Consider the following 13,173-nt stretch of genomic DNA (forward strand, 5'->3'; position numbering starts at 1 on the left):
CCGCCTCCTCGCCGTCGTCGCCGTCCCGCCACAATCCCCAGGCCGCCTTGACGCCCAGCGCCAGCGGCAGCAGCCCGAGGTACGGCAGGACGTCGTCCGGCAGGAAGGTGGCGCCGAACGCGGCGGCCACCGCGACGACGAGGATCGCGGTGAAGCCCGCGTACTGGCCGAGCACGATCCGCAGCGCGCCGCGCCGCCCGGCGGCCCGCGCGAAGAACAACGCCAGGAGCACGATGTCGTCGATGTTGGTGACGGCGAACAGGGCGGCGGCCTGCCCGACGATGCCCGCGTGCACGGGTTCCTCGATCACGACGACCATCATGGACCGGGTCAGACGAGGAAGAGCAGGGCGGCGGCGAGCAGGACGACGACGGCCGTGGCGAAGTGGATGCCGAAGGCGGTCGCCTTGGTGCCGCCGTGACGCAGCACGATCAGCGTGTCGGCGAGCGGCACGAGGGCGACGACGAGCATGAACCACGCCTCGGCCCGCAGGCCGGCGAAGACCAGCAGAGCCAGACCGAGCAGGCCGAACGTGAGGTCGCGCACGCCCTTGATGGCCAGATAGGCGGCATCGCCGTCCGGCTTGGCGGGAACGCCGTAACCCGCGGCCGACGGCCGGGGCACGAGCAGGAACCGCGCGCCTATGAAGATGATGAACAGATTCAGCAGGACGGCGAGCGCGTAGGCGGTGACGAGCATGGCGTTCTCCAATTGCTAGCAGCGCTAGATTCGAGAGCGAGGCTAACATAGCTCCGGCAGGTTCTCTAGCGTTGCTAGGATCGCCATCATGTCGATCCAGGCGCGCCGGAAGCGCGAGAGGGCCGAGCGCGAACGACTGATCGTCACGGCGGCCCGTGACCTGCTCGAATCCGAAGGCTGGGACGCCGTGACCACACGCCGGCTGGCCGACAGGATCGAATACAGTCAGCCGGTCCTCTACAGCCACTTCAAGGGCAAGAGCGCGATCATGGCGGCGGTCGCGACGGCCGGTTTCGCCGACCTGGCCACCGAGCTGCGCGCCGCCCGCATCGCCGCGGGCGAGCCCAGGCAGGCGCTCGCCGCCGTCGCCGCCGCGTACGCCGGGTTCGCCGAGCGACACCCCACCCTGTACGAGGCGATGTTCACGCAGCCCGTCGACCTGCCGTTCGGCAGGCCCGACACACCGCCCGCGCTGCGGCAGGCGTACGAGGAGCTGCGCGAGGGGCTGCGCCCGTTCACGCGCGAAGACAACGTGGAGACCCTCACCGAGACGTTCTGGAGCGCCCTGCACGGGCTGCTCGTCCTCAGACGCAGCGGCCGGCTCCCCCACGACGACCACGAACGGCGGCTCGCCCTCCTCCTCGACCGCTTCGCTACGTGAGGAGCGTGTAGTCGAGCAGGGTCGGCGGCCAGAGGGCGTCGTCGCCCGCCATGGCCTGCGGCTCGTACGTGTGCAGCTCCAGCGCCAGGTCCTCGGCGCACCAGTAGGACGCGTGGGGGTGCGCGTCGGGGCCGTCGCACCACAGCCTGCGCTCGCGGTGGATCACGTACACGAAGTAGGCGTACGACTCGACGTCGCGGTGGGCGACGCGGGCGCTCTCCAGTGATTCGTGCACCTCGTAGACCAGGCCGGTCGAGCCGTCCAGGAGGAGGGACCAGCTGTCCAGGAAGTCCAGCATGAACAGGGTGCCGAGGTCGTTGGGCAGGCCCTCGCAGGCGAGCAGTTCCGCCGCGCTCTCGGCCCACCACTCGCTCATGGGCACGGCGAAGCGCCGGTCGTCGCCCGAGAAGCCGGTCTCGTGCACGCCCTTCTCGGGCAGGCCGATCTCTGTCAGGAACCGGCGGGTGGGCTCGTGGGTGATCGCCGGGTGCAGCTCGTCGTGCCTGACCACGCCGGTGGGGCCGTACAGGTCGAGCAGCAGGTCGCGGGTGACCCGGGTCTTCGGGCGGCACAGCGGGAGCGGCGGCCGGGGAGCGCCGCGTTCGTGCCGGGGCAGGTGGCGGGAGACGTACTCGGGCGGGGGCAGCTCGTCCGCGACCGGCCAGCCGCGCATGACGGCCGCCAGCTCGGCGTGCGCCTCTTCCGGCGGCGTGACGGCCTGGGCCAGGGCGGGAAGGTCGATGACGTACGCGGGCAGGCCCGGCTCGGCCGGCGGCAGGCGGGCCGCGGCCTCCGCCACGCCGCGGGCGGCGGCCTCCGGGTCGTGGCGGTGCCGGCCGCAGTGCAGCAGCCGCCAGGTGTACGGGCCGATCGGGGCGAAGGCGAGAGCCAGCGTGCCGGCGGCGGCGCGGGCGTCCGGTGACAGGCCGTCCAGCCAGGCGTGCGCCACCCGTTCCGACAGGGGCATGTCCGGACCCGGGTCGGCGCCTTCGGCGCGCGCGGCGAAGGCGGCCAGGCCCGGTGACGGGTAGACCTGGTCGGCGGTGAACGGGGAACGTGCGGAGCGCTCGGCGGCGTACCAGGCGGTGAAGGCGTCGCGGTCGGTGCTGCTCGGATCGTCCAGATCCAGGACGAACACCGGCTCCTCCGGGTCGATCACGGCAGCCGCGTCGCGGCCTTCCAGCAGGAGGCGGGCATGGCGGTCGGCGGCGAGGGGCCGGACGAGGTCGGTGAGGACGCGTTCGGGGTCGGTGCTGCGGTGGAGGTCGGCCAGCGTGACGAGCGCAGGCTGGTCCAGGCCGGCCAGGTCGTCGATCTTGAGCTGCCGGGCCACCTCGGCCACGGCCTCGCCGGCGTCCATCCCGCGCAGGCAGACGGCGGCCTCACCCGGGTCCGGGTAACCCGACCAGTGCCAGAGCGTGGCGTGGTTGAACCAGGCCAGCAGCCGGGTCTTGCCCGAGGCGGGCGAGCCCGTGACGACACAGATCCGCGGCCCGTACGGGTCCTCGCGCCAGCGCAGCAGCGCCTCGGCTGCGGGCGCCCGCCCGGCCGTGGGCTCGCCTCGGATGCCTCGGCCGGGACGCCGCTCCACCCAGGCGGGCATGTCGCCGGCCAGGTAGTCGGGAAGCAGCGGCGCTCCGACGAGCCGCCGGGTGAACATCACGACGGCCGCGTGGGCCTCCGCCATCCGCACCGCGCCGACGGCCCATCTCTCCCGGACCTCGGTCACACAGGTCTCGCCCTTGTGCCGGATCAGGCGCATCGTGTCGCCGTCGTGCTCGTCGGCGAGGTCGCGGAGATCCTCGAAGTACGACTCCTGGATCTCGCCCAGGACGCGGACGTGGTCGCGCAGTTTCCGCGCCTTCGGATGGTCGCCGAGCTCGGCCAGCACGCCGTCGAAGTGGCCGAGCCGCACGTCCGGCCAGGGCAGGCCCACCACCTGGAACGCGCCGGAGAGGTCTGGGGGAAGGTCACGCGGTACATCCATGGTCCGGACGACCCTATCGCGGCAACCTGGGTTGACGCAGCTGAGGTTCGTCAACCAATATTGACGCAGTGAAGGAGGCTCCGCATGACCAATCCCGTGGACGAGCTCGTACGCCGGACCGCCGAACGCCTGGCGGCCCGGCGGAAGGGCGCGGTCGTCGTCGGCGCGGCGCACGGCGACCTGACGGCGACGTACGGCGCCGACCCCGGCACCCTGTTCGAGATCGGCTCGATCACCAAGACGTTCACCTCGCTGGCGCTGGCCCGGCTGGTGGTACGCGGCGAGCTCACCCTCGGCCGGCCCCTGCGCGACCTCCTGCCGGCCGCCGTACCGCGCCGCGACGGCCATGACATCGAGCTGGTCCACCTCGCCTGCCACACCTCAGGGCTGCCCCGGCTGCCGAAGGGGCTGATGCCGCGCGCCCTGTGGCAGACCGCCGACCCGTACGCCGGATGCACCGAGGCGGTGCTGCTGGACGGTCTGGCCCGGACGCGGCTGCGCTCCACACCCGGACGCCGCTTCCGCTACTCCAACCTCGGAGCCGGACTCCTCGGCCTGGCGCTGGCCCGGCACGCGGGCGTCGGCTACGACGAGCTGATCCAGGCGGAGATCTGCCGCCCGCTGGGCCTGACCGACACCCGGGTGACCCTCACCGGTGAGCACGCTTCCCGGCTCGCGCCCGGCCACTCCGCCTTCGGCCGGCCGCGTCCCGGCTGGCGGCTGGCGGCGCTCGCCGGGGCGGGCGGCCTGCACTCCACGGTGCCCGACCTGCTGCGGCTCGCCCGGGCCACGTTCGGGGAGGCTCCCGAGGAGCTCGTGAAGGCCATCGCCCTCAGCCGCGGCACCGGCCACCGCCTGGGCCGGGCGAGCACCGCGCATCCGGGCTGGTTGTCGATGACGCGGGCGGGCGATCGGGAGGGGCCGCGTTTGCTGTTCCACAACGGCGGCACCGGCGGATACCGTTCGCTGCTGGCCGTGATCCCGGAACGCCGTGCGGCCGTCGCCGTCCTCAGCGCCGACGCGCGCGCGGTCGACCGCCCCGGCCTGGGCCTGCTGGCCCAGATGGTCTCCTCCTAGAGGGTCACGTACCGGCGGACGACCGGCCCCAGGTAGTCGACGTGCGGACCGTCCAGCTCCGCCAGCTCGGCCGGGGAGCGGACCAGGGCGATCCGGTCGAACTCGGGCTCGCAGCCCCGTGCCGTCTCCGAGGCCACCAGGGCGGCGAACCGTTCGCTCAGCACCGACGCCGGCAGGGGCGGGGCCTGGAACACCGCGCCGACGTTCCCTTTCTCGCCGCGCGAGACCAGCCACAGGGTCAGCTCGCCGGGATCTGCCACCACGCCGGTCTCCTCCACCAGCTCGCGGGCGGCGTGCCGGCGCAGCGCGGCCACGTCGAGCGGCTCGCCGCCGGCCGGCGGCTCGACCGTTCCGCCCGGCAGTTGCCAGCGGCCCGGAGCGGCCGTGGAGGCCGACATCCGGCCCGCGACCAGGGATCCGTCCTCCGCCGGCTGCACGATCGACACGAACAGGGACGGCAGCCACGACGCGGCCCCGGGCACCCGGCGCAGGGCGTAGTAGCGGTAGGTCGTACGGGCCCAGGTGATGACCAGGTCGCTCTGCCCCTCCCGGTCCAGCCTGGTGCACGAGGCCACCGGCCCGTCGAAGAGGAGCGGATTGTCCCGTACGGACTCCTCCCACACGCGGTTCATGGCCGCCTCGTCCTCGGGCGACACGTACGGCGGCGGGCCTTCGACCAGGCGGATCCCGCGAACGTCCAGCAGCTCGACGCCGGAGGACTGCAACAGTTGTTCGGTCACCGGCTCATGCTCGCCGACGACATCGCAGGTCGCCCGGGACTCGACCGTCTGTGTCCCGGGGCACGACCGACTTTTGGTATTTGCCCGAGGGCGCCGCCCGGCCCGGTACGGCCGGGCGGCGCGAGCGCTAGACGAGGCGGGTGACGAGGCCGGTGTCGAGGGAGTAGTAGGCGCCGACGATCTTCAGCTGTTCTCTGGCGATCCGGCGGGCGAGCAGTTTGTTCGCCTTGAGCTCGGCCACGACGCCGGTCGTGTTGAGCCTGATCATCTTGTCCACCTTGCCGCCCGCGCGCTTGTACGCCGGGCGCAGGGCCTTGACGATGTCCTGCAGGCTCCCCGGGAGCCGCTCGCCTTCGCTCAGCGCGTGCGCGGCGGCTGACACCGCGCCGCAGCGCTGGTGGCCCAGCACCACGATCAGCGGGACGTCCAGCTCGGCGGGGCCGTACTCGATGGCGCCCGACACGAGCGGGTCGATGGTCTGGGCGGCGCTGCGCACCGTGAGGAGGTCCCCGAGGCCGGCGTCGAAGACCATCTCCGGGGGGACGCGGGAGTCGATGCACGACACGACGGTCGCGTACGGCTCCTGCTTCTCGGCGACCTCGGCCCGTCTGGCGAGGTCCTGGTGCGGGTGGAGCACCTCGCCGGAGACCCAGCGGCGGTTGCCCTGCCTGAGCTGCGCCCAGGCGTCGTCGGGGGTGCGTCGCCGGGTGGCGGAGGCGGGTACGGCGGGGGCGCCTAACAGCAGGCCGGCGGTGAGGAGCCCGGTGGTGCGGAGGATTGCGCGACGGGGGACAATCTTCGCAGTCATGGAATTCAGTATGGTGTATACACCACTGACTTCTTGGCATATTTCCGTCATGTCGCAATGACGACTTGCCTACCCCTGGTGGACCGTGATCCGCTGCTGGGATTCTCCAACCTCGACATGGTTCATGCGGGGAGACGACGATGCCGCGAGGTTGGTTAGGCGCGAGAACACGCCCCTGGGCGAAGGCGCTCGGCGCCGGCACGCTCGCGGCGCTGCTGCTGGGCGCACCGCTGCCGGCGTATGGAGAGGAACCCGCCCAGGCCCGCGCGGTGGGCACCGTCACGCTGGTCACCGGCGACCGGGTGTCGGTCTCCCGGCAGCCGGACGGCGCCCACCTCGCCACCCTGCTCCCCCGCGACGGCGGGAAGCCACAAGGCGCGGTCAAGGTGGTGGAGCGCGGCGAGGACGTGTACGTCATCCCGGCGGAGGCCCAGGCCCACGTCGTGGCCGGCGTGCTCGACCGTGAGCTGTTCAACGTCACCGGCCTGCTCGCCGACGGCCACGGCGACGGCCCGACCCCGCTGATCGTCGCGTACGACGAGGTGTCCGGAGCCCGAGCCGCCGAGCAGGCCCCCGCGCACAGCACCCGCACGGCGACCCTGGAGAGCATCGACGCGGTGGCCGTCGAGGTCCCGGCCGTCGAGGTCCCGGCCGGCGAGGCCGCGGCGTTCTGGGCCGGCCTCCGGGGATCGCTGGACGCCGGCGCGCGGCAGGCGGCCCCCGGCGTCAAGCGGGTCTGGCTCGACCCGACGCTGGAGGCCGATCTGGCCGAGAGCGTCCCGCAGATCGGCGCCCCGGCCGCGTGGAAGGCAGGGTTCGACGGCGCGGGGACGACGGTCGCGGTGCTCGACACCGGGTACGACCCCGCGCATCCCGACCTCGGCGGCAAGGTCCAGGGCTCGGCCGACTTCACCGGCTCCGGCGTCGCCGACCGCCACGGCCACGGCACGCACGTGGCCGCCACGGTGGCCGGCGGCGGCGCCGCGTCCTCCGGCACCCACGTCGGGGTCGCTCCCGGGGCCGGGCTGCTGGTCGGCAAGGTGCTCGGCGACGACGGCAGCGGCCAGGGCTCCTGGCTGATCGAGGGCATGGAGTGGGCGGTGTCCCAGGGCGCCGACGTGGTGAACATGAGCCTGTCCACCGAGGCGACCGACGGCACCGACCCGCTGAGCCAGGCGGTCAACGAGCTGAGCGCCCGTTCCGGCGCCCTCTTCGTCGCCGCGGCCGGCAACACCGGCCCGGATGAGCTCACCGCGCGTTCCCCGGGTGTCGCGGACGCAGCGCTGTCGGTGGCCGCCGTGGACAAGTCCGACGTGCTCGCCGATTTCTCCAGCCGCGGCCCACGCCTCGGCGACCACGCCGTCAAGCCTGACCTCGCCGCCCCCGGCGTCGGCATCGTGGCCGCCCGGGCCGCCGGCACCGGCCTGGGCACCCCGGCCGGGGAGGCGTACACCTCGATCTCCGGCACCTCGATGGCGGCGCCGCACGCCGCCGGGGCCGCCGCGATTCTCAAGCAGCGCCACCCCGACTGGACCGGCGAGCGGATCAAGGCCGCGCTGGCGGGCTCCGCCCGCGAGGTCCCCGGCACCGTGTACGAGGTCGGCGCCGGGCGGGTCGACGTCGCCCGCGCGGTGACCCAGACGGTCACCGCGAGCCCCGCCTCGCTCAGCTTCGGCCGGCACCCGCACGATTCCCGGGACCCGGTCACCCAGACGATCACCTACCGCAACGACGGCGGCGCGGACGTCGCTCTCGCGCTCGCCGTCACGACCGACTCCCCGGCCGGCCTGTTCACCCTCGACCGGAGCACGCTCACCGTGCCGGGCGGCGGGACCGCCGAGGCGAGGCTGACGCTGGATCCGAGGCTCGCGGAGTCGGCGACGTACGGCGGCTGGGTCACCGCGACCGGCGACGGCGCCGTCGTCCGCACCGCCTTCGGGGCGCGCAAGGACCCCAGGATGGTGCAGGTCACCGTCGAGGGCATCACCCAGAACGGCTCCCCCGCGGCCGGCGGCAGCTCGGTCGACCTGTGGAACCTGGACACCGACGCCTGGCTGACCGGGCTGTTCGGCGGCAAGGGCGGCCCCGGGCCCGCGGTCGTGTCCGTTCCGGTCGGGACGTACAGCGTGACGAGCGCCCTGTGGACGCTCGACGACTCCGGCGCGTACGGCAGGGACGTCGCGCTGGTCGCCGAGCCCGAGATCGAGCTGACCGAGGACACCCGCCTCGTCCTCGACGCCCGCACCGGCTCGCCGCTCAACCCGATCACCCCCGACCCCGACGGAGACCCGAGAGCTCACCCTCGGCTACCACCGCGCCGCCGGCGAGCACGACTTCTCCGTGCACTACCTGATGGACCGGTACGTTCGCAACGCCTACGCCGTGAAGACGGAGCCGGTCGGCCGGGGCGACTTCGAGGTGTCGGCGCACTGGGAGCTCTACGCCCCCGAGTTCACCATGAAGCTCGCCGGCTCCACGCTGGAGGCGGAGTACGCCATCGACTCGCCGCGGATCGACGGGCGGCACCGGTACGTGCTCGCGGACGCCGGGCGCGGCACGCCGGAGGACGTCGCAGGCCGGGACCTGCGCGGCCGGCTGGCCCTCGTGCGGCGCTCCGCCGACGTGAGCGTCGCGGACCAGGTCAGCACGGTCGGCGAGGCGGGCGCGGCCGCCGTGATCATCCACCATGACCGTCCCGGTTTCCTCATCACCCAGGTGGCCTCCCCGATCCCGGCGTTCACCGTGGAGCAGGCGGTCGGCCTGGAGCTGCTCGCCCGCGTGGGGTCCCGGCTGGAGATCACCGGAATCCCGGACAGCCCGTACGTCTACGACCTGTTCCCGTACTACGCCGGGCGCGTCCCGGCGAAGATCGAGCGGCGAGTCGAGCACCGGGACCTCGCACGGACGACGGCGCACTACTACGGCGGCACCGGGCGCGGCGCCGAGGTGAACTTCCCGCACCGGCCGTACGACAGCTACATCATCCGGCAGGCGCAGGAGGTGGCGATCCCGTCCACCCGCACCGAGTGGACCACTGCCGGCGACGGCGTCGTGTGGCGGCCGTTCACCTGGCGTACCGCCGGCCAGGACGGCGGGCTGCTCGGCTCGCCGCGGTCCTACCGGGCGGGGCAGAAGCGGACCGAGGAGTGGTTCGCCCCGGTCATGCGGCCCGGGGTCCCGGAGGTGCTGGAGGACGACGACGCGCAGTGGGGCCTGCCGGGCTTCCGGGAGGGTGACGCGTTCACCATCATGGTCCGGAACATGCTCGACGGCGGCGACCACTTCTCCGAGCGCGAAGGCGAGGCGCGGGCGCGCCTCTACCGCGACGGCGAGCAGGTGGCCGAGCGGGACGCCCTGGAGGGCACCTGGCCGGCGGCCGCGGAGCCGGCCCGCTACCGGCTCGAACTGGACGTCCAGCACTCCGAGCCCTGGTGGGAGCAGGCCGCCCGCACGCGCACCGTGTGGGGGTTCGACTCCCGCCGGCCCGCCGAGGGCAAGCGGGAGCTCCTCGACCTGCTGCAGATCGACTACGACGTGCCGGCCGGCCTGGACGGGGCCGTCCCGGCGCGCAAGCCGACCAGGCTGGGGCTGCGGATCTACCCGCAGACGCACCCGAACGCCCTCGTGAACGCCGCGGTGAAGGTGTGGACGTCCCATGACGAGGGGGCGAGCTGGCAGCAGGCCCGCAAGGTCAAGCAGGCCAAGGACGGCTCGCTCGACGTGACCGTCACCCACCCGAAGGGGGCGAAGTCGGTCAGCCTGCGCGTCGAGGCGGTCGCGCGTGACGGCGTCTCCATCGACCAGACGGTGATCCGCGCGTTCGGCCTCTCCTGACCCCCGGCCGCCACTGACCTTCCCCCATGGGGCAGGGGCGGCCGGTTTACCCGCGGAATGGGCGATCTACCTCGCCGTACGAGCAAGTTGGCGGAAGCCAGGTCGACTCCCGTCCATGAACACGGCGAATTCCGGATACATCCGACTCGGAGGCTTGTTTTCCGAGGTCGCGCCGGTTCGCGGCCCGCGTGAAGGGCGCGTTCCATGGCTGTGTACGCCTACCGGTGTCCGCACTGCTCCGCGATCGAGGTCGCCTTTCCGATCGGCACCGCACCCGCCGCGGTGCCGTGCCCCGGCTGCGGCGCGTCTTCGGCCCGGACGTTCTCGGCGCCGATGCTGACGCGTACTCCGGCTGCCCTGTCGGCTCAGTCGCGGCGCGCGGAGCGCAGCGCCTCCGAACCGGAAGTCGTCACGTCCCTGCCGCGACGCCGCGCTCCAGGCCCGGTGGCCGCCCATCCCGCCGCCCGCCGCCTGCCGCGTCCGTGACCGTCCCTGCCTCGCCGCGCCGAAAGGAATCCAGCCGTGCCTGAGCTGATCTTCCCGCTCGACTCGACCAAGAAGTTCACCGACCAGGCCAAGGTCGGGCACAACCGCTGGCACCCTGAGATCCCGCCCGTGGCCTGGGTCAAGCCCGGCGACAGCTTCCGGGTGCACTGCCGGGAGTGGTTCGACGGCGCGATCCACAACGACGACTCCGCCGAGGACATCCGCGACGCGCCGCTGACCACGGTCCACGCGCTGAGCGGCCCGTTCGGGGTCGAAGGGGCGGAGCCGGGCGACCTGCTCATCGTGGACATCCTCGACCTGGGCCCCATCCCACAGGAGGACAGCGGCCCGCTGGCCGGTCAGGGCTGGGGCTACACCGGGATCTTCCCCACCAGGAACGGCGGCGGGTTCCTCACCGAGCAGTTCCCGGACGCGTACAAGGCGATCTGGGATTTTTCTGGCCAGAACGCCACTTCGCGGCACATCCCGAGTGTGTCGTTCACCGGGATCGTGCACCCCGGGCTCATGGGCACCGCGCCGTCGGCGGAGCTGCTCGGGAAGTGGAACGCGCGCGAGGCGGCGCTGATCGCCACCGACCCGCGGCGGGTGCCACCGCTGGCCCTGCCACCCGAACCGCAGGACGCCGTCCTCGGGTCCGTGCCGCAGTCCGAGTTCGACCGGGTCGCCGCCGAGGCGGCACGTACCGCACCACCTCGGGAGAACGGCGGCAACCAGGACATCAAGAACCTCACCAAGGGCTCCCGCGTCTTCTACCCCGTCTACGTCTCCGGCGCGAACCTGTCGGTCGGCGACCTGCACTTCTCGCAGGGGGACGGCGAGATCACCTTCTGCGGCGCCATCGAGATGGGCGGGTTCATCGACCTGCACGTCGACCTCATCAAGAACGGCATGCAGACGTACGGCGTCGGCGAGAACGCGATCTTCATGCCGGGCCGCGTCAACCCGCAGTACAGCGAGTGGCTGGCGTTCTCCGGCGTGTCCGTCACCCTGGACGGGGAGCAGCGCTACCTCGACTCGCAGCTGGCCTACCAGCGGGCCTGCCTGCACGCCATCGACTACCTGACGACGTTCGGCTACAGCCCCGAGCAGGCGTACCTGCTCCTGGGCGCCGCGCCGATCGAGGGCCGGCTGTCTGGGGTGGTGGACATCCCGAACTCCTGCGCCACCGTCTACCTGCCGACCGCCATCTTCGACTTCGACGTCCGCCCGAACGCCTCCGGTCCCGCCCGCGTCCCCCAGGGCACCACCGCCCCGCACGCCAGCTTCACCTGACCGGGGAGGTCACGACGGGTAGGGAACGGTCTCGCGGGCCGAGCGGAGCGCTCCCGCCCACCAGGCCAGCTGGTCGAGCAGCGTCTTGGCGTACCCGGACGCCTGCGGGTCGAGCGGGAGACCGTCCTGCCAGGCGGTGAAGTAGTTGGGGAACGCCAGACCGTCGCGGATCGTCACCGCGTGCAGCTCGGTCAGCACGTTCTCCAGGTGCAGCACGGCATGCCGGCCCCCCGCCGCGCCGCCGTAGCTGACGAAGGCGACGGGCTTGGCCGTCCACTGGGTGAAGTGCCAGTCGATGGCGGCCTTGAGCGAGGCGGGGTAGCTGTGGTTGTACTCCGGCGTGACGATGACGAACGCGTCGGCGCCCGCCAGGGCCGAGGTCAGCGCCGCCATCCCGGCCGGGCGGGGGTAGCTCTCGCCGGCGTACTTCGGCGACTCGGCCGGCAGCGCCAGCGGGATCTCGACCTCCGCGAGGTCCACGACCTCGACCTTGAATCCCCCGTGCTGACGGGCCTGGTCGGCCACCCACGACGCCACCACCGGACCGAACCGGCCTTCCCGTACGCTTCCGACGACGATCACGAGCTTGTGCTTGTTGTTCATGCCCACCACCATCGGGCGTCGCCTTGGTCACAACCAGACCGCGCTCAGGCTGGCCCCCGCAGGGCCACCTCCAGCCCTCCCGCGAGAAAAGTACGGCGTCGTAGGCTCATGGCATGGGTACGCCGTTGGGTGACTTCATCCGAGCCAAGCGCGACAGTACGCAGCCGGACGTCCTGGGCCTGCCGGATCACGGCCGCCGCCGATCCCCCGGTCTGCGACGTTCCGACGTGGCCGCCAGGGCCGGTGTCAGCGTCGAATACCTGACCCGCATCGAGCAGGGCCGCGACCGCAACCCGTCGCCGGCCGTGGTGAACGCGCTGGCCGACGCCCTCAGCCTCGACCCCTCGGAACGCAACCACCTGCGCTACCTCGCGGAGATCGCCGGCGGTGCGTGCTCACCTCCCGGCCGGGCCGCAGCGCCGCGCCGCGACATCCGGCCGTCCGTCCTGGAGACCCTCCGCCTCCTCGAACCGGGCATCGCCGTGGTGACCAACCGGGTGGGCGACATCCTCGCCCACACCGGCGGCTACGAGCTGCTGATGAGCGGGACCGGCCTGCTCGACGCCGACCAGCCGAACCTCACCCGCTACGTCTTCGTCGACCCCGGCGCCCGGACGTTCTTCGCCGACTGGGACGCCGTCGCGGACGAGCAGGCGTTCGACCTGTGGCACGCGCCCTCGATCCAGAACTTCGAGTGGCTCACCGCCGAGCTCGCGCCCGTCGCCGGCCCCGACTTCACGCAGCGCCTGAACCGCCACGTGCTCCCGCAGCGCGGCGTGCTCAGGCTCAACCACCCGTCCGGTCACGAGCTCCGCCTGCAGCGCGAGACGCTGGAGCTCTCCTCGGACGACCAGCAAATCGTCGTCTTCCTCGCCGCCGACGAAGCGACCGCCCAGTGCATCGAACAACTCCGCCGCCCCACCCACCTGCGCGCCGTCCAGTGAAAGCGCCGGCCATACCGACGCCTTGACGCCGCCAGGAGGTG

The 13,173-nt window shown here is 72.8% G+C and carries 13 protein-coding genes; 7 read left to right on the plus strand and 6 right to left on the minus strand.

The window, feature by feature from the left end; translation table 11 throughout:
* Both E1286_RS28485 and E1286_RS28490 read right to left on the minus strand, forming a co-directional pair.
* On the minus strand, positions 1 to 310 hold a 310-nt coding region (locus E1286_RS28485), incomplete at its 3' end, for a cadmium resistance transporter (protein WP_246075249.1).
* A gap of 20 nt (positions 311 to 330) precedes the next feature.
* Positions 331 to 699: a DUF4267 domain-containing protein gene (locus E1286_RS28490; RefSeq protein ID WP_132617286.1), complete on the minus strand. Its 369-nt coding sequence runs from the start codon at positions 697 to 699 to the stop codon at positions 331 to 333.
* A gap of 88 nt (positions 700 to 787) precedes the next feature.
* Between E1286_RS28490 and E1286_RS28495 the strand changes: the two genes are divergently transcribed.
* On the plus strand, positions 788 to 1,360 hold the full coding sequence (locus tag E1286_RS28495; RefSeq protein WP_132617288.1) for a TetR/AcrR family transcriptional regulator: 573 nt from the start codon (positions 788 to 790) through the stop codon (positions 1,358 to 1,360).
* Here the strand turns inward: E1286_RS28495 and E1286_RS28500 are convergent.
* Positions 1,353 to 3,347 carry an SUKH-4 family immunity protein gene (locus tag E1286_RS28500; RefSeq protein WP_132617290.1) on the minus strand — a complete coding sequence of 665 codons (1,995 nt, stop codon included), beginning with the start codon at positions 3,345 to 3,347 and terminating at the stop codon, positions 1,353 to 1,355. The genes E1286_RS28495 and E1286_RS28500 overlap by 8 nt on opposite strands.
* Before the next feature lie 84 nt (positions 3,348 to 3,431).
* Here E1286_RS28500 and E1286_RS28505 point away from each other — a divergent pair, with 84 nt between their 5' ends.
* On the plus strand, positions 3,432 to 4,424 hold the full coding sequence (locus E1286_RS28505; protein WP_132617292.1) for a serine hydrolase domain-containing protein: 993 nt from the start codon (positions 3,432 to 3,434) through the stop codon (positions 4,422 to 4,424).
* Here E1286_RS28505 and E1286_RS28510 read toward each other — a convergent pair.
* A complete protein-coding gene (locus tag E1286_RS28510; protein WP_223190481.1) occupies positions 4,421 to 5,164 on the minus strand; it encodes an NUDIX hydrolase in 744 nt (247 codons plus the stop codon). The two genes, E1286_RS28505 and E1286_RS28510, sit on opposite strands and share 4 nt — an antisense overlap.
* 127 nt (positions 5,165 to 5,291) lie before the next feature.
* Positions 5,292 to 5,972, minus strand: coding sequence for a carbonic anhydrase (locus E1286_RS51390; RefSeq protein WP_132617294.1), 681 nt, complete (start codon positions 5,970 to 5,972; stop codon positions 5,292 to 5,294).
* 140 nt (positions 5,973 to 6,112) lie between these two features.
* Here E1286_RS51390 and E1286_RS28520 point away from each other — a divergent pair, with 140 nt between their 5' ends.
* The 4 genes from E1286_RS28520 (at position 6,113) to fmdA (ending at position 11,585) form a co-directional block, all read left to right on the plus strand.
* A complete protein-coding gene (locus tag E1286_RS28520) occupies positions 6,113 to 8,662 on the plus strand; it encodes a S8 family serine peptidase (RefSeq protein ID WP_132617296.1) in 2,550 nt (849 codons plus the stop codon).
* Positions 8,577 to 9,806 carry a protease-associated domain-containing protein gene (locus E1286_RS28525; RefSeq protein WP_425464775.1) on the plus strand — a complete coding sequence of 410 codons (1,230 nt, stop codon included), beginning with the start codon at positions 8,577 to 8,579 and terminating at the stop codon, positions 9,804 to 9,806. Before E1286_RS28520 ends, E1286_RS28525 begins: the two co-directional genes overlap by 86 nt.
* Positions 9,807 to 10,010: 204 nt before the next feature.
* The gene (locus E1286_RS28530; RefSeq protein WP_132617300.1) at positions 10,011 to 10,292 is read left to right on the plus strand and encodes an FmdB family zinc ribbon protein; all 282 of its coding nucleotides are present in this window, start codon (positions 10,011 to 10,013) and stop codon (positions 10,290 to 10,292) included.
* Positions 10,293 to 10,328: 36 nt separating this feature from the next.
* Positions 10,329 to 11,585 carry a formamidase gene (gene fmdA, locus E1286_RS28535; protein WP_132617302.1) on the plus strand — a complete coding sequence of 419 codons (1,257 nt, stop codon included), beginning with the start codon at positions 10,329 to 10,331 and terminating at the stop codon, positions 11,583 to 11,585.
* A gap of 9 nt (positions 11,586 to 11,594) precedes the next feature.
* Here the strand turns inward: fmdA and E1286_RS28540 are convergent, their stop codons facing one another.
* Positions 11,595 to 12,188: an NADPH-dependent FMN reductase gene (locus E1286_RS28540; RefSeq protein ID WP_132617304.1), complete on the minus strand. Its 594-nt coding sequence runs from the start codon at positions 12,186 to 12,188 to the stop codon at positions 11,595 to 11,597.
* Positions 12,189 to 12,301: 113 nt separating this feature from the next.
* Here E1286_RS28540 and E1286_RS28545 point away from each other — a divergent pair, with 113 nt between their 5' ends.
* Positions 12,302 to 13,132 carry a helix-turn-helix domain-containing protein gene (locus E1286_RS28545; protein ID WP_132617306.1) on the plus strand — a complete coding sequence of 277 codons (831 nt, stop codon included), beginning with the start codon at positions 12,302 to 12,304 and terminating at the stop codon, positions 13,130 to 13,132.
* The last annotated feature ends 41 nt before the right edge of the window (positions 13,133 to 13,173 follow it).

The organism is Nonomuraea terrae (genome assembly GCF_004348995.1).
GTDB classification, from domain to species: Bacteria; Actinomycetota; Actinomycetes; order Streptosporangiales; family Streptosporangiaceae; genus Nonomuraea; species Nonomuraea terrae.